15 protein-coding genes are annotated in these 14032 nt (G+C 66.9%); 5 read left to right on the forward strand and 10 right to left on the reverse strand.

Annotation, left to right across the window (positions count from 1 at the left end; translation table 11 throughout):
• Nucleotides 1-12: 12 nt before the first annotated feature.
• Together AMYAL_RS0144540 and AMYAL_RS0144545 are read left to right on the forward strand one after the other, a co-directional pair.
• Entirely contained in the window at nt 13-861 is an 849-nt protein-coding gene (locus tag AMYAL_RS0144540) for a Scr1 family TA system antitoxin-like transcriptional regulator (protein WP_020637797.1), read from the forward strand.
• A 113-nt stretch (nt 862-974) separates the two neighbouring features.
• The gene (locus tag AMYAL_RS0144545) at nt 975-1859 is read left to right on the forward strand and encodes an SAM-dependent methyltransferase (RefSeq protein WP_026467973.1); all 885 of its coding nucleotides are present in this window, start codon (nt 975-977) and stop codon (nt 1857-1859) included.
• Nucleotides 1860-2037: 178 nt separating this feature from the next.
• On the opposite strand, the gene AMYAL_RS0144550 is transcribed toward AMYAL_RS0144545, so the two are convergent.
• Nucleotides 2038-2646 carry a DUF1345 domain-containing protein gene (locus tag AMYAL_RS0144550; RefSeq protein ID WP_020637799.1) on the reverse strand — a complete coding sequence of 203 codons (609 nt, stop codon included), beginning with the start codon at nt 2644-2646 and terminating at the stop codon, nt 2038-2040.
• A 213-nt stretch (nt 2647-2859) separates the two neighbouring features.
• Complete coding sequence (locus tag AMYAL_RS49725) at nt 2860-3069, reverse strand: hypothetical protein (RefSeq protein ID WP_143267933.1); 210 nt, start codon at nt 3067-3069, stop codon at nt 2860-2862.
• A 500-nt stretch (nt 3070-3569) separates the two neighbouring features.
• Between AMYAL_RS49725 and AMYAL_RS0144560 the strand changes: the two genes are divergently transcribed.
• Nucleotides 3570-3779, forward strand: a complete 210-nt coding sequence (locus tag AMYAL_RS0144560; protein ID WP_020637800.1) for a hypothetical protein — start codon at nt 3570-3572, stop codon at nt 3777-3779.
• Here AMYAL_RS0144560 and AMYAL_RS0144565 read toward each other — a convergent pair.
• Entirely contained in the window at nt 3741-5243 is a 1503-nt protein-coding gene (locus AMYAL_RS0144565; RefSeq protein WP_020637801.1) for an FAD-dependent oxidoreductase, read from the reverse strand. The two genes, AMYAL_RS0144560 and AMYAL_RS0144565, sit on opposite strands and share 39 nt — an antisense overlap.
• Nucleotide 5244: 1 nt before the next feature.
• A complete protein-coding gene (locus AMYAL_RS0144570; RefSeq protein WP_020637802.1) occupies nt 5245-6153 on the reverse strand; it encodes an AurF N-oxygenase family protein in 909 nt (302 codons plus the stop codon).
• Between the two features lie 131 nt (nt 6154-6284).
• Here AMYAL_RS0144570 and AMYAL_RS0144575 point away from each other — a divergent pair, with 131 nt between their 5' ends.
• Complete coding sequence (locus AMYAL_RS0144575; protein ID WP_020637803.1) at nt 6285-7148, forward strand: alpha/beta fold hydrolase; 864 nt, start codon at nt 6285-6287, stop codon at nt 7146-7148.
• Here the strand turns inward: AMYAL_RS0144575 and AMYAL_RS49015 are convergent.
• The 3 genes from AMYAL_RS49015 to AMYAL_RS0144590 all read right to left on the reverse strand — a co-directional run bounded on the left by AMYAL_RS49015 (nt 7105) and on the right by AMYAL_RS0144590 (nt 8909).
• The gene (locus AMYAL_RS49015; RefSeq protein WP_245193353.1) at nt 7105-7455 is read right to left on the reverse strand and encodes an alpha/beta fold hydrolase; all 351 of its coding nucleotides are present in this window, start codon (nt 7453-7455) and stop codon (nt 7105-7107) included. The genes AMYAL_RS0144575 and AMYAL_RS49015 overlap by 44 nt on opposite strands.
• Entirely contained in the window at nt 7404-7643 is a 240-nt protein-coding gene (locus AMYAL_RS50710; protein ID WP_020637805.1) for a hypothetical protein, read from the reverse strand. Before AMYAL_RS50710 ends, AMYAL_RS49015 begins: the two co-directional genes overlap by 52 nt.
• A gap of 96 nt (nt 7644-7739) precedes the next feature.
• Complete coding sequence (locus tag AMYAL_RS0144590) at nt 7740-8909, reverse strand: MFS transporter (RefSeq protein ID WP_039795042.1); 1170 nt, start codon at nt 8907-8909, stop codon at nt 7740-7742.
• Nucleotides 8910-9003: 94 nt separating this feature from the next.
• Here AMYAL_RS0144590 and AMYAL_RS0144595 point away from each other — a divergent pair, with 94 nt between their 5' ends.
• On the forward strand, nt 9004-9897 hold the full coding sequence (locus AMYAL_RS0144595) for a LysR family transcriptional regulator (RefSeq protein ID WP_020637807.1): 894 nt from the start codon (nt 9004-9006) through the stop codon (nt 9895-9897).
• Between the two features lie 79 nt (nt 9898-9976).
• Here AMYAL_RS0144595 and AMYAL_RS0144600 read toward each other — a convergent pair whose 3' ends face one another.
• From AMYAL_RS0144600 to AMYAL_RS47525, 3 genes are all read right to left on the reverse strand, one after another.
• Nucleotides 9977-10348 (reverse strand): hypothetical protein, encoded by a 372-nt coding sequence (locus AMYAL_RS0144600; RefSeq protein ID WP_020637808.1) that lies wholly within the window; start codon nt 10346-10348, stop codon nt 9977-9979.
• Between the two features lie 125 nt (nt 10349-10473).
• Nucleotides 10474-10791, reverse strand: coding sequence for a peptidase inhibitor family I36 protein (locus AMYAL_RS0144605; RefSeq protein ID WP_143267932.1), 318 nt, complete (start codon nt 10789-10791; stop codon nt 10474-10476).
• 70 nt (nt 10792-10861) lie between these two features.
• Nucleotides 10862-13879 (reverse strand): BTAD domain-containing putative transcriptional regulator, encoded by a 3018-nt coding sequence (locus tag AMYAL_RS47525; RefSeq protein WP_020637810.1) that lies wholly within the window; start codon nt 13877-13879, stop codon nt 10862-10864.
• Between the last annotated feature and the right edge of the window lie 153 nt (nt 13880-14032).

The raw sequence follows: 14032 nt of genomic DNA on the forward strand, positions 1-14032 counted from the left end.
TGGGGAGAAGGAGTGTCACGGGAGGCCGTCAATGCCCGCAGAGAGCTAGGTGCGAGCCTGAAGAAGGCGCGCCAGGCGATCGGGTGGTCACAGAGTCGCGCCGCTTCAGCTCTGGATTGCACGCAGCCGAAGATCAACAAGATCGAGAACGACCTCGTAGCGATCCGTCCCCAAGACCTGAACCGGCTGCTGCGCTTCTACGAGGTATCCGACGCCGAGGCCGACCGCATCCGGATGCTGGCCGCGCAAGCGAAAGGCGGCCCAGTGGCGGGGGTCCTCGCGAACCGCGAGTACCTCACACTCCTGAAGGCGGAGCGCGAGGCAGTGGAGATTTTCGGCTGTTACAGCGAGCGCCTTCCCAACCTGTTCCAGTGTGAGCCGTACATCATGAAGCAGTACGAAGTCGAGGGAGCCCTTTACGACTTCACATCCGTGCTCGAGGCGCGCCAGGAGCGGGAGGCATTGTTTCAGAGCGACAGGCCACCACGGTACCGCGCGTTGTTCAGCCCGTCGTCGTTCGATCGGCTTCCCGGCGGCAAGAAGGCCGGGCTTTACCGCGAGCAGATCCAGCATCTGTGCCGGATGATGGACGACTACGCGGATCACCTGTTCGTACACGTGGTGCCCTTCGAGGCCAACTTGGCTTACTGGCCCCATGACCTGACCGTCCTGAAGCTTGATGGACGGGGCAAGGACACTGTCTACCACGAGTACGCGGGCGGCCCTGCCCGGATCTATCGCGGGCGCCAGCAGGTCGAGAACCACATCAGAGAGTGGGACAAGGTATTCCGGCAGGCGCTCAGCATCGAAGACAGCAGGGCCGCTCTCATCGAGATGCATGACGCGGCCTCGCGCTGGTGAGAGCCGTGGCGATAACGACTACCCAACGGCAAGCCGCCCTCGACGAGCGCGATCCCACTTATTCGCTAGCATCGGAGAATATTCCGGAAGGCGACGACGGGGAGGCTCGGCCAGTGTCCGAGAGAAAGTCTGATCCGGTTCCACCAGAAGGTGTCGACTTGAATCGCCCGAGTGTCGCTCGGGTCTACGATTATTATCTGGGAGGTACCGCCAACTGGGCGGTAGATCGCGACTTCGGCGACCGGGTGCTGTCGAAATTCCCGCTGTTGAGGGATATCGCCCTGGCCAACCGCCAATTGCTCAACCGGGTGGTGCGGCATTTGACCAAACGAGGTGTGCGGCAGTTCCTCGACATCGGCGCCGGCGTCCCGACCGCGGGCAACACGCATCAGGTGGCCGACGAGGCACAGCGTGAAGTTGGTGCGGCACCGGATGTGCGCGTCGTCTACGTCGACAACGACCCGGTGGCGGTCGCGCACGCCAACCTGCTCCTGAACCGCGAAGGTGACGCGTCCCGGCAGACCGTTATCGAGGGCGACCTTCGCGATCCTGACGTATTGTGGCGACAAGCGATCGACACGCGATTGCTTGACCCGGACGAGCCGGTTGCCTTGCTGCTCATCGCGGTGCTTCACGTTCATCAACCGGACAGAGATGGCAACGATATAGGTCTCGAATCCGTCGCCCGATTCCGGGAACTGCTGCCGCGAGGCTCTTATCTCGCGATATCACACGTAACCGACGAAGGTGTTCCACGGGCGTCTTCCGAAAACCTGGCCGAGCTCAAACGAATGTACGACGAATCAAGCAGCAGTAACGTCATCCTGCGGACGCGTGAACAAATCTCGGCACTACTCGACGATTTCGAGGTCATCGACCCTGGCTGGGTCTGGACACCGGACTGGCATCCGGAGGAGACCGGCCCGACCGCTCGACCGGTGTCGTTCGACTCGTCAAATCAAGCGGTGGTCTGGGCGGGCGTCGGGCAGAAGCCGTAGAGCGGGCCAGCAGGACAGACAGCACTGGTACCAGGGTCACTGGCGAGCGCGTGGGTGATGCCGGTCAAGACCGCCGAGCCGGTGTGAGGCGGTGACGTCCAGCCGGGCGCGGTCAGATGCAGGTCGGTTCTGTGAGGGGCGCAGGCTTCTGAGCCTCTGAGCTGGGCGGCCGGCTTCGTCATCCTTTGAGCCAGTCGATGGCGATGGCGACGAGCGCGGCGTTGAAGAAGAAGCTGACGACGCTGTGGACGATGACGCGGCGCCGCATCGGCCGGGTGGTGACGGTGACGTCGGAGACCGCGAAGGACGTCCCGATCGTGATGGCGAAGTAGAGGAACTCGGTGAACTGCGGCACCGGGCACTCCGGGAAGTCCAGCCCGCTGTCGGCGGCGTATTCCCGCGCGTAGATCTGCGCGAACGCCGAATGCAACAGCAACCAGGACAACAGGATCGTCACCGCGGCGACCGCCTGGGTGGCCTGGCTGCTCTCGTCCTCGCCGCGGTTCGCGATCACCATGAGGCCACCGGTCAGTCCGGAGCAACTGATCACCAGGGCGAAGAGCTGCGTGTACCAGCGCGGGCCGGTGAGCGAGCGCAGATCCTCAGGGGCGCGGGCGGGCAGCTCACGGCGCATCTCGAGCCAGCCCATGACGAGATACCCGATGGCGACCACGTCCCACGCCAGCAACGGGACCAGCGACTCCCGGTCACGGAGGAACAAGACCAGCCAGGCCATACCGAGGACGGCGAGGACCAGTTCGAGCAGCAGCATCAGCTTCCGGGTCACGCCGTCATCGTCTCCCAGCACGACACCGAGGGCGAACGGACGGATTCAGCGTCGGCTGCTGAAGCGGTCCGAGATCCGGTCGAGCGCCCGCGCGGCCCGCAAGGATGGCGCGCTGGTGGACGAAGAGTCGTTACCGGAGACGGAGGTTGCCGCCGGTGATGCGGGCGGTGACGGCCTGATGGCCGGTGAAGTCGCGCAGCATGGCCGTCAAGGTCACATGTTTTCGGTGCCGGGATAGTCGGTGTCCAGCGAGGCGACGGACGGATGGCAGATTGCACAACAGGTGATGCCGGGCGGAGTGCTGTCCGCTCCAGAAGCCTTCCAGCAATTCCCCGCGCTGGCCGCTCCGGCCAGTGACAGGACGGCACCTACCACCGTCGCGGCGAGCACGCTTGCCGAGGAAATCCGACGAACCAGGGACATCTTTCGCTCCTGAGATCTCGCGGCGATCAGGCCGCGCTGGCTATGAAGGTATGAAGTGACCGCAGATGCGCGCGTGTTCCAATCGCACTTGTGGATCAACAGACCTGATCAATATCGGTCAGAACGTGGCCGGCTATGCCCGGACCTGGACGCTCGAGCCGTCATGCTTCCACCCGTCCAGGTAGTTGAGGGGCGCCCATCCGCCATACCCATTTCGTTCCTGCAACACCCAGCAATGATCAACTACCTGCCCGACGCTACCCCGATGAAGTCAGCGAAGGAAAAGCCTTTCAGCCACACATCTGTGCCTTCACGGGCAGACCTGCACGACAGCGCACCACACAGCCCAAGCGGACGCCGACGGCCACACAAACCTCGCACGCCGGCGGCCCGGCTCGTCCCACCAGGGACACCCTCCTCGCCACGCGGTCTCTTCTGCCCACTCGCGGCTCTGAGTCCGCTCGTACGCCCTTTGTCGGACTCATGTGGAGGTGAGCGCCATGACAATCGCGACGACGCCGAGCGGTCAGCCGATCGTCTGCGACGGCTGCGGCGCGCCGGTCGAGGTGGTCACCGCCGCGATGCGGCATCCGGTGCCGCGCGAGATCGTGATCCGCTGTCTCGTGCTGCCCGCGGTGATGCGGCTGCTCGGGGAACCACTGGTGGCGCGGCTAACCGCGGAATCGCGCGGCCAACGCGGCGATCGGTGAGCGCCGGGTCCGAACGGGAAGCTGTCCGGAGATGATGTCCTCCAGCAGGGTCGCCACGGTCTCCTTCGCGCACGTTCGGTTGGCGCCGATCCCGCCCGAGGGACCGCGTTTGATCCAGCCGACCACGTAGGCGCCGGCGGTTCCCTCGACGCGGCCGGCGGTGTTCGGGATCGTGCCCCGGTCGTCGTCGAACGGAAGACCCGGCACGGGGACACCGCGGTATCCGACCGCGCGCACGACCTGTCCGGTGGCGATCTCGGTTTGCCCGTCCTGGCCCGTGACGCGCAGACCGCGCACCTGCGTGTCCCCGATGAACCCCGTGGGTGCGGAATGGAATCGCAGGACGATGCGGCGTCGGTCCGCGTCCGGCGGTGCGGTCCAGTCGACGGTCTCGCGGCCGAGCTCACGCAACAGTTTCGCCTTGCCTGTGCCCGCGTCGATCGCGGCCGTCGTGCGTGGGTCGGCGTCGTCGACGATGAATGGTACGTCGGCGCGCGCGGCGAGCGCGAGCAGTTCCGGGGAGGTGTAGGCGGCATCCTCCGGGCCGCGCCGGGCGAGCAGCACGACTTCCCGGATCTTGCTGGTGCGCAAGCATTCCAGCGCGTGCGGGGCGATCGTGGTGCCGGTCAGAGTCTCCGGGTCGGCGGTGAGGATCCGGGCCACGTCGAGGGCGACGTTGCCGGTGCCGATCAGCACGACGCGTTCCGCGGACAGGTCCACCACGTTCGCGGGGACGTCCGGGTGACCGTTGTACCAGCCGACCACGGTGGTCGCGGCGACGCTGCCGGGCAGGTCCTCGCCGTCCAGGCCGAGTCCTCGCGCGGACGAGGCGCCGACAGCGTAGACGACGGCGTCGTGGCGCCCGGCCAGTTCGTCGACGGTGACGTCCCGGCCGACCTCGGTGCCCAGGGTCAGCCGCAGCCGCGGGTGCTCCTGGAGCCGCGAGAACGTCTCGGCGATCCGTTTCGTGGCCTGGTGGTCCGGGGCGACGCCGTAGCGGATGAGCCCGCCCGTGACCGGCTGCCGGTCGATCAGGGTGACCCGCGCGTTCGTGTGCAGGAGCAGGTCCTCGACGGCGTACATACCGGCCGGTCCGGAGCCGACGACGGCGATGTCCGGTGGCGCGAAATCGCTCGGAATGGCCCTGTCGAACGTCGGCGGGCTCCAGCGGTGGAAGTTCGGTGCCGGATCCGCCGAGGACACGACCTCGCGGCCCGCGTAGTACTCCGCATTGATGCCCGCGTAGACCTCGAGCGATCCGGTCAGCAGATCCGCCGGGAAGATCGCGTCCACCGGGCAGGCGTCCGCGCAGGCCCCGCAATCGATGCACGACGCAGGGTCGACATAGAGCATCTCTGTGGTGCCGAAATCGGGCTCGTCCGGCGTCGGATGGATGCAGTTGACCGGGCAGACCGACACGCAGGTGGCGTCGCTGCAGCAGGTCTGGGTGATCGCGAAGGCCATGTCAGATCAGGTTCGCCCGCTTGTAGAACACCAGCGCAGGGCGGGTCAGCAGACCGCATGAACCGAGGAACTCCATCAGACCGGCACAACTGGAGCGCATCATCGACTTGTGGTGCTCGTTGGTCTTCGCTTCGCGCAACGCTCGCGCGGTGTCGAGTCCGGCGTTCTTGTAGACGTCCCGGTTGACCATGCTGCTGACGATGAAGTACGACGCGATCGCGATGACCAGCGCGTTGAGCCGGCGGCGCACGGGACCCGCGCCCGCCAGTTGCTCACGGGTTTCATCCCTGGCGAACTTCATGTGCCGCGATTCTTCGACAACGTGGATGTTGTTGATGGTGCGCACGAACGGGACCACGCGCTCGTCGCGCATCCAGTCGCGCTGCATCACGTCGAGAACCTCTTCGGCGACGAGGATCGCCGCGTAGGCCGCCTCGCCACTGGCCGTCGCCTTGAAGACCCTGCCGAGTTCGACAGCGAGCCGACGCGGGCGGTACGGGGGCGCGCCGAGTTTCGCGGCGCCGCGGGCGAACATGATCGAGTGGCGGCATTCATCGGCGATTTCGGTCAGCGCCCACTGGAAGGCCGGGTCGGTCGGGTCCTTGGCGTAGAAATCGCGCAGCACCATCTGCTGGAGGATCATCTCGAACCAGATACCGGTGCTCGCGACCGAAGCGGCTTCCTGGCGCGTGAGTTCCTTTTGCTGCTCTGGGCTCATTTCGCCCCAGTAGCTCGTGCCGTAGAGGGTGCTCCACTCCGGGCTCGCGCCGTGGAAGTCCTTGTCCAGCGGCGTCTCCCAGTCCACCTCGGTGGCCGGGTCATAGGACAGCATCGCGGCCGAATCGAGAAGCCGCTGCGCGGTCTCGCGGCGACCGGCCTCGGCCGTGCGCGGCACATCGGTGCTGGTCATACGGACCTCCCTGACGGCGTCGACAGAGTGCGCGGCTACCTGTTACCGCGATTCACTGTTACCCAAGGTAACATATAGTAGGCCGTCTCGCGAGTGGCCGTGTCAGCCCACGGAAGAGGGGAAATCCGCCCATGACCGCATCCCGCCGCGTCGGCACTTTCGACCACGACGGACTCGTCTTCGACGTCCGCGACACCGGCCCGCTCGACGGCACCATCGTCGTCCTGCTGCACGGATTCCCCCAGACCAGCGCGTCGTGGGCGGAGACCGCCGCACTGCTCCACCAGCGGGGATACCGCACGATCGTGCCCGACCAGCGCGGCTACTCCCCCCGCGCGCGCCCACGAGGCCGCTTCGCCTACCGGTCGAGTCGTCTCGTGGCCGACACCGTCGCGCTCATCGACACCCTCGGCGCCGGACCGGTCCATCTGGCCGGACACGACTGGGGTGCCAACGCCGCCTGGTCGACAGCGGCCCGGCGACCTGATCTGATCAGGTCACTGACCACCGTGTCGGTCCCCCACTCCGCGGCGTTCCTCCGCGCGATGATCAGCAGTGACCAGCTCATCCGGTCCTACTACATGTTCCTGTTCCAGCTCCCCTGGCTGCCCGAACTCGCCATCCGGCGCCGGCCACGCGTACTCGAACGGACACTGGCAGGCACGGGGATGACACCGGCCCAGATCGACCGGGTCCGCCAGGACATCGTCCTCGGCGGAGCCCTCACCGGCGGACTGAACTGGTATCGCGCGATGCTGCTGCAACACCCGGCCGCCCTCCGCGCCAGGGTCACCGTGCCGACCACCCACGTCTGGAGCGACGGCGACACGGCCTTGTCCCGGCGAAGCGCCGAACTCGCCGGCCAGTACGTCGACGCCGCCTATCGGCTCGAAATCCTGACCGGCGTCAGCCACTGGGTCCCCGAAGAAGCGGCCACGACACTGGCCGCCATCATCGACCGCACGGCCACGGACGCCTCCAGTCCGCCGGCCTGACCTCCTGGAAACACACCGAGGCGAGATGTGCGAGGAGCAGCGCCGTCGTGGCCTCGGCGGCCTCTTCGGGGATGTTGTGCCCGATCCCCGCGAGATTCTCCAGCCGATACGGTCCGGTGCCCCAGTTCTCGGTCGTCGCCACACCCGAGGGGGCGACCATGCGATCCTTCGTGCTCGCGATGAAGAGCGTCGGCACCGAGACCCGCTGTTCGTAACCTGCGAAATCGTTGGCCCGGTACCAGTTCAACGCGGCGGTCAGGGCGCCCGGCCGGGAAAGCCGCCGGAAGTACTCCGCTGATGCTCCCACTCGATGCCGAACTCGGGGAAGCCGTGCAACAACAGCACTTTCCGGCCGTGCCGCGGGCCGGCGGCCACAGCGTCGAAGATGCCGGCGGGAGTGGGTATCCGCAGCGGTTGTATCCGCGTCGGCTCGGCGGCTTGTGCGGTGCCCGCGACACCCGAAGACGCCACACCGATGGCGGCCGTGGCACTCATTTCGAGGAAACCTCGACGAGAGGGAGAGAGCCAGAACGCCTCACCCATCCAGGCATGCATCGCGTGAGTGGCGGAGACCCGGTTCGAGCACGCTCGTCAGGTGGACCGGCCACCGGCGGTGGCGAGAACCAGCACCGCCCCGGCCGCGAATACCCCACCGAGCCACATCACCGCGGTGGTCCCGGCTGCGTCCGTGGCCAGCCCGCCGGCCAGCGCTCCGACCGCGATCGCCGCGTTGAACACTCCAGCGAACAGACCCGACGTCGCTTCACGGTCCTCCGGGGCGGCCATCAGCATCCATGATTGCGCGGCCACCGAGACACCGCCGTACGCCAGGCCCCAGACCACCAAGAGCGCCGCAACTGCCAGTGTGGTCAGCCCCAGGAGCGGAACCAGCGCCATCGTCGCCGACAAAGTCCCGCTGAGCACCAGCATCGTCACCCGTGGTGATCGCGACGCTCCGGCGCCCGAGGCGAAATTGCCCGCGACCCCGAAGAGCCCGTAAACCAGGAGGAGCGTTCCGATCTGCCCCGCGCTGACCCCGGACACCTTTTCCAGCACCGGCCGGACATAGGTGTACGCGGTGAAATGCCCGATGACGATCAGCGCCACCACGATCAGTCCGAGGCGCACCCGCGGCACACTCACCAGCCGCAGCATCGCGCCAGGGCGAACGGCCCCTTCCGTCGGCAGCGACGGAAGCGACATCACCAAAGCAGCCGACACCACCAGTGAAAGGCCGCCGGCACTGACGAAGGCGGCCCGCCAGCCGACCAGTTCCCCGAGGTAGGTGCCTGCCGGTACACCCAGCACGGACGCCACCGCGATTCCGCTGAAGATCAGTGAAGTCGCGGATCCGATCGACCGCGGTGGAACCAGCCGCACGGCCAGGCTCGCGGCGATCGCCCACACTCCGCCCATGCCGATCCCGACGAGGACCCGAGCGACCAGCATGACGCCGAACCCAGGCGACCACGCTGCCAGGAAGTTCCCAGCCGCCAGCAACACCATCAAGGCGCACAGCACGGCCCGCCGATCGAGCTTGCCGAGCGCCGGGATCAGCAGGGGCGCGGAGACGGCCGCGACCAGGCCGGTGATCGTGAGCGTCAGACCCGCCATACCTTCGGTGACCTGCAGGTCGCGGCTGATCGGGGTCAGCAGGCCCACCGGCAGCATTTCCGAGGTGACCACGGTGAAGGTCGCCCCGGCGAGCGAGCTCACCGCCGGCCAGCCCTTTTTCCTCTGTTCGGTTTCCTTTGTCGTCACGTGTTCCAGGCAACCGTCGCCCGCTGCCGGGAACAACGGCCGATGTCTCATCCTTCTATGAGCGTGACTACTGGATCCGCGGAGGAGAAGACCGATGAGCGGCCTGGAGATCCGTGAGCTGGAGGCGTTCCTGGTACTGGCCGAGGAGCTGCACTTCGGCCGGGCAGGCGAACGCCTGTACGTCTCTCAGAGCCGGGTCAGTCAGCTGCTCCGCGCGCTGGAGGGACGAATTGGCGCGACGCTCGTCGAGCGGACGAGCCGCCGGGTGGAACTGACTCCGCTAGGAGAGAAGTTCCTCGCCGAACTGCGTCCCGCCTATGAGGCGCTGCGGGCCGCCGTCGACCATGCCCGTTCCACCGCGCGAGGGATCGGCGGTGTGCTGCGAATCGGCTTCCAGGGCATCATCGACGACCACCTCGCGAACGCCATCGGCGGATTTGAGAAGCACCACCCGGACTGCGCGGTGGAACTCACCGAAATCCCGCTGGCCGATCCGTTCGGCTCGCTCCGCCGCCGGGAGATCGACGCCGCGGTGGTGCTGCTTCCGGTGGAGGAACCGGATCTCGTACTCGGTCCGGTTTTCTCTCATCAGCCACAGATGCTCGCCATCTCGCCTCGGCATCGGTTTGCCCGCAGGGAGTCCGTCACCGTCGAGGAGCTGGCGGAATGTCCTCTGATCGGGATCCGCGGTCCGGCCCCGGAATACTGGCGCCACGCCCAAGCCCCCGAAATCACCCCCGGAGGCCGCCGGATACCGCGTGGACCGACCGTCGGCACATTGCAGGAGGGTATGGGCCTCGCCGCGGCAGGCCAGGGCGGAATGGTGCTGTGCCGCTCGACAGCCGAACACCAAGGACGGCGGGATTCGGTCGCCTTCGTGCTGCTCACCGGGCTGCCGGAATCGGTGCTCGGCGTGGTTTGGCATGCGGAGGCCGACGGCAGGGCGCGTGCCTTCGCGGAGGAGATCGCTGTTCAGGCTCGAAGCTGACCGTGCCGGGATGAAGGGCGAACGGTCGCTGTCACCGTCCGCCCTCCCGGAAACCGGAAGCTTGATCCTTGGAGGGAAGTCAGACCCGGTAGACCTTGATGTACATACTCCGCCATGCGCCGTTTCCGTCGTCGAGGCCGACGAAGGCGAATCGGTCACCATAGCCAGGCGACTGGCAGGCCCAGGTCAGTGGTGCGTCGTTCACCATCCCGCGCCGGAAGCAATCCGACGAGCTGATGTAGGACTTGATCGCCACGTTGGTCCCGCCCGAGACATCGAACTCGATCACAAGGGGGCCGCCGTAGCTGTAGAAGCCGACGTCACACCCGGACGCCGCTGCGCAGTGTCGCTCGGCGACAAGCGTCGCCGCCTGCGCGGTGCCGGGCGTCCCGATCGCGGCCGCCAGACCTATGGCGGCGACAGCAGCGCCGTATCGGAGCTTGTTCACCATGCTCACCCTTCCTCGCCAATGTGGTGACCAGGTCCAGATCTGGACACAGTGTCGGAAGCCTTGCCGTCCCGGCCTCCCAGTGCCCGGAGGCACTTGATGCACTGCCTGGCGTCGGCAGCGGCTTGTCAGCAGATGTGAGCGGAATGGAATCGGGCCTCGCCGTAGTCGGCGTTGGGGTCGTAGCCGGGATAAACCTTCCACGGGCCGCCGACGTCGGCGTACAGGCACCACACGTTGCCCGTGGTGTTGGACCAGCTGCGGATGCGGTAGTTGCCGATGCTGATGCCACTCCAGCCGTTGCTGCAGGTCTTGGAACCGCTGTAGTTCGTTCCCGTGTGCACGCAGAGTTCGGGCACGGGGGCCGCGTTCGCGGCCGGCGCGAAAGCGGTCGCCGTAGCCGCGACCGCGGCGAAAGCCATGACGGTTGTTCCCAGTTTTTTCACTTCTGCTCCTTTGTCGCTTTGGCGGAACAAAGAGCAGTAGTCCACGAACGCGAGTCTCCGGGCAAGGCGGTTAAGGCTGCGCTGAAATGGTTGCGGGCCGCGGTTCGGGCGGCAGCGAAGCGAAACCGCGTTTACCCAGCAGGGGCCGGATGCTTTCGGCGGCGGGGTGCCCGAGACGGTCGAAGACGGCGAGGGATTCTCGCCAGTACCTGTGGGCTGTCGACTTCTTCCCGGTGGAGTTCGACAGATGCCCGATGGCGCCGAGGGTCGCCGCTATCCCTTCGGTGTCGCCGATTTCGGTCCGGATCGTCAGGGCCCGGTGGAATCCGTCCATTGCCTCTTCGTAGCGGCTGGTGTGCTGCAGGGCTTGGCTGAGATTGTGCAGCGCCAGGGCTTCGAGGTGTTTGTCCGCCAGTTCTTCGCTCAACGCCAGTGCTTCGAGAAGCCGCTCCCGCGCGAGCTCGGCCAGCCCGAGATCCGCGGCGACGAAGCCCAGGGTGCACAACGCCTTGGCCAGGCCGATCGTGAAGCCTGCCTTTCGGCACAGCTCGATGGAGCGTTCCAGGACGGCGAGTGCGCGTTGCGCGCTGCCAGTGTGATGCAGCACGGTGCCCAGGCAGTCGAGCGCGGCGGCCTGTCCCTCGGGCATGCCCAGATCTTGGAACATGCGTTCCGCTCGGCGTAGGTGTCGTTTCGCAGCGAGGGGATGCTGACCGCTCGAACGATGGGCGGCCCCGAGGCTGTAGTGCATGGCCGCTTCGGCGGACTTGTTCCCCTCTCGCTGGGCAGCGGTCAACGCCGCTTCGGCCATCGATCGCCAAGTGGCGACATCGTAGTTGCGCCAGAGGTAGCCGCGAAGCACGTCCGTGATCTGCCACGAGAGTTCCCGCGGGCCGTGCTCCGCGGCATGCAGGACCGTCGCCGCCAGACTCCCGCGTTCGGCTGCGAGCCAGTCCGACGGCACGACGTGGGCTTCCCCGCCCGGCCCTTCCGTTTCGGGTAAGGAACACAGCCGCAGCATTCCCGGATAGGCCTGATCGGTCAGCACCGCCGCCGTGCGCAGGTAGTACTCCGAGAGCCGCCGCCACGCGAGAGCCCGATCGTCCTCACTGTCCACTTCTGCGCAAAGCTGGGCAGCGTACAGCCGGAGGAGGTCGTGGACCTGGTAACGATCGGACGTGCGGCGCTGGACGAGATGGGCTCCGACGAGGCGATCGGCGAGCTTCACGGTGTCTGCGACGGTGTCGCCCGCCAAGGCCGCCAGAGCCGCGATACTCACGTCGGCCGACGGCACGAGACCGAGGAGCCGGAACAGGCACGCGGATTCCGGGCCCAGCGTCGCATAGGAGAGCTCGAACGCTGTCTGCACCGCCGCACCGCCACCTGGACCGACGGCCAGCCCGGCAAGTCGGTTGCCCGCGCGGAGCGCGGTCACATAATCGTCGAGGCTGTCGTGGGCACGACCCGCGAGGTTCGCCGCGACGATCCTCAACGCCAGCGGCAGACGTGCGCACAGATCGCTCAGCGCGGACAGGGCCGGGGTGTCCGGACTCCTGTTCAGCAACCGGGCCAGCAGGGTGACCGCCTCTCGACGGCCGAGCACGTCCAGCTCGATGGACCGGGCATCGGCGTGCAGTCCGAGCGCGGACAGATCATTGCGGCTGGTGACCGCGACCATACTGCGAGAATTGGCGGGCAGGACGGGAAGGACGTGCTCCGGCCCCGTCACATTGTCCAGCACGAGCAGCACTTCCCGGTCGGCGAGCAGGGACCGCAGCAGGGCCGCACGCGCTTCGAGGTCGAGTGGCACCGCGGTGGAGGTGACCCCGAGACCGGTCAGGAACGCCGTCAGCGCGTCGCCCGCAGTTCGGGTCACCGAGTCGGAGAAGCCGTGCAGGTTGTAGTACAGCTGCCCATCGGGGAACCGGCCGCTGACTCGATGAGCCCAGTGGATCGCGAGGGCTGTCTTCCCGACCCCGGCGGAGCCGGTGATGACGACGACGCGTGCGGCGCGGCGGGTGTGGTCGGAGGCTGACAGGAAGGCGTCGAGCTCCGCGAGTTGCGAAGCGCGGCCCATGAACGTCGTACTGTCGGGCGGCAATTGTTCCGGAGCCCTGAGATTCCCAGTCCTGGGTGGCGTGGCGCGGACAGGCTCGAGGCAATGCAGGTAGGCGGCACGCAGTTCGGTTCCGGGGTCGACGCCGAAGGACTCCCTGAGCTTGACACTGAGTTCGTGGAACAAGCGGACTGCGGCCTGTCGCTGTCCGGTGGCCGTCAGCGCGAGAATGATCCGCGCGTTGATGCCTTCGTGCAGTGGTTCGGTCTCGGCCACGTCTCGAAGTCCCGGCAAAGCGCTGTGGTGCCTGCCATGCGCGAAGGCGAGGTCCGCGTGGGCAAGGGTGGCGATCATGCGTCGCTGGGTCAGCGCGACGACGGCCGGATGCTGCTGGATCTCCGGCCCGAGGTCGGCCAGCGCCGGCCCTCGCCACAACGAGAGCGCTTTCTCGTACTCGCCTTCCGATGCCTTGAGCCGCCCCGCCTCGTGGAGGGCGGCCGCGTCGGCCACCCGGAGGAGGAATTCCAGAACGTCGGTCTGCCCGGCCGTCAGAGTGAGGCGGTATCCGGTGCCGCCACGTTCGAGCGGTTGTGGTTCGTCGCCGTTCGTTCGGAGTAGCCGCCGGATCCGGGAGGCGTAGGTGTGGAGAAGGTTCCGGTAGGTGGCGGGGATGCCCTCGCCCCACAGGAAATCGACGATCTCCGACCGGCTCACCGGCTCGTTCGCCCGGAGGGCCAGCAGACCGAGCAGACGGCGCAGCATCGGGGCACCGACATCGATCCGCCGTGGTCCGTCGTGCACGATCATCGGCCCGAGCACGTCGATCCGCAGGGCCACTCCGGAGTCGATCTCGACGGCGGAGAGTCCCGTGGCCTGGACAAGTTTCCGCACGGACCTGGAGTGCGGCCGGACACTCACCTCATGTTCGATGTCCCGCAGTGTGCGCACACTGATACCCGCGCGACGAGCCAGTTCGTCCTGGGTGATTCCGGTCCGTGCCCGGTACGCGAGCAGCGCTTTCCCCAAGGTCATGACGCCCCCCAGCGTTGGTTCATGCCGACCGGTCCCCAAAATACCGTGTTCGGCTGACGAGTTTCCGCTGTTTCTCCGGTCGACGACGATTTCTGCCGGTCTTCTCCCGTTTCCCCCGCTCAGCGGGGTGGTCCAGGTCAAGAAACGCGTCAG

Origin of the sequence: Amycolatopsis alba DSM 44262 (assembly GCF_000384215.1) — a bacterium.
Taxonomy (GTDB): Bacteria; Actinomycetota; Actinomycetes; order Mycobacteriales; family Pseudonocardiaceae; genus Amycolatopsis; species Amycolatopsis alba.

Coding starts and splice junctions, on each gene's coding strand:
- AMYAL_RS49725 (WP_143267933.1), bottom strand. CDS start 3,069: ATGTCCCTGGTTCGTCGGATTTCCTCGGCAAGCGTGCTCGCCGCGACG.
- AMYAL_RS0144560 (WP_020637800.1), top strand. CDS start 3,570: ATGACAATCGCGACGACGCCGAGCGGTCAGCCGATCGTCTGCGACGGC.
- AMYAL_RS50710 (WP_020637805.1), bottom strand. CDS start 7,643: ATGAGTGCCACGGCCGCCATCGGTGTGGCGTCTTCGGGTGTCGCGGGC.
- AMYAL_RS0144575 (WP_020637803.1), top strand. CDS start 6,285: ATGACCGCATCCCGCCGCGTCGGCACTTTCGACCACGACGGACTCGTC.
- AMYAL_RS47525 (WP_020637810.1), bottom strand. CDS start 13,879: ATGACCTTGGGGAAAGCGCTGCTCGCGTACCGGGCACGGACCGGAATC.
- AMYAL_RS0144565 (WP_020637801.1), bottom strand. CDS start 5,243: ATGGCCTTCGCGATCACCCAGACCTGCTGCAGCGACGCCACCTGCGTG.
- AMYAL_RS0144595 (WP_020637807.1), top strand. CDS start 9,004: ATGAGCGGCCTGGAGATCCGTGAGCTGGAGGCGTTCCTGGTACTGGCC.
- AMYAL_RS0144600 (WP_020637808.1), bottom strand. CDS start 10,348: ATGGTGAACAAGCTCCGATACGGCGCTGCTGTCGCCGCCATAGGTCTG.
- AMYAL_RS0144570 (WP_020637802.1), bottom strand. CDS start 6,153: ATGACCAGCACCGATGTGCCGCGCACGGCCGAGGCCGGTCGCCGCGAG.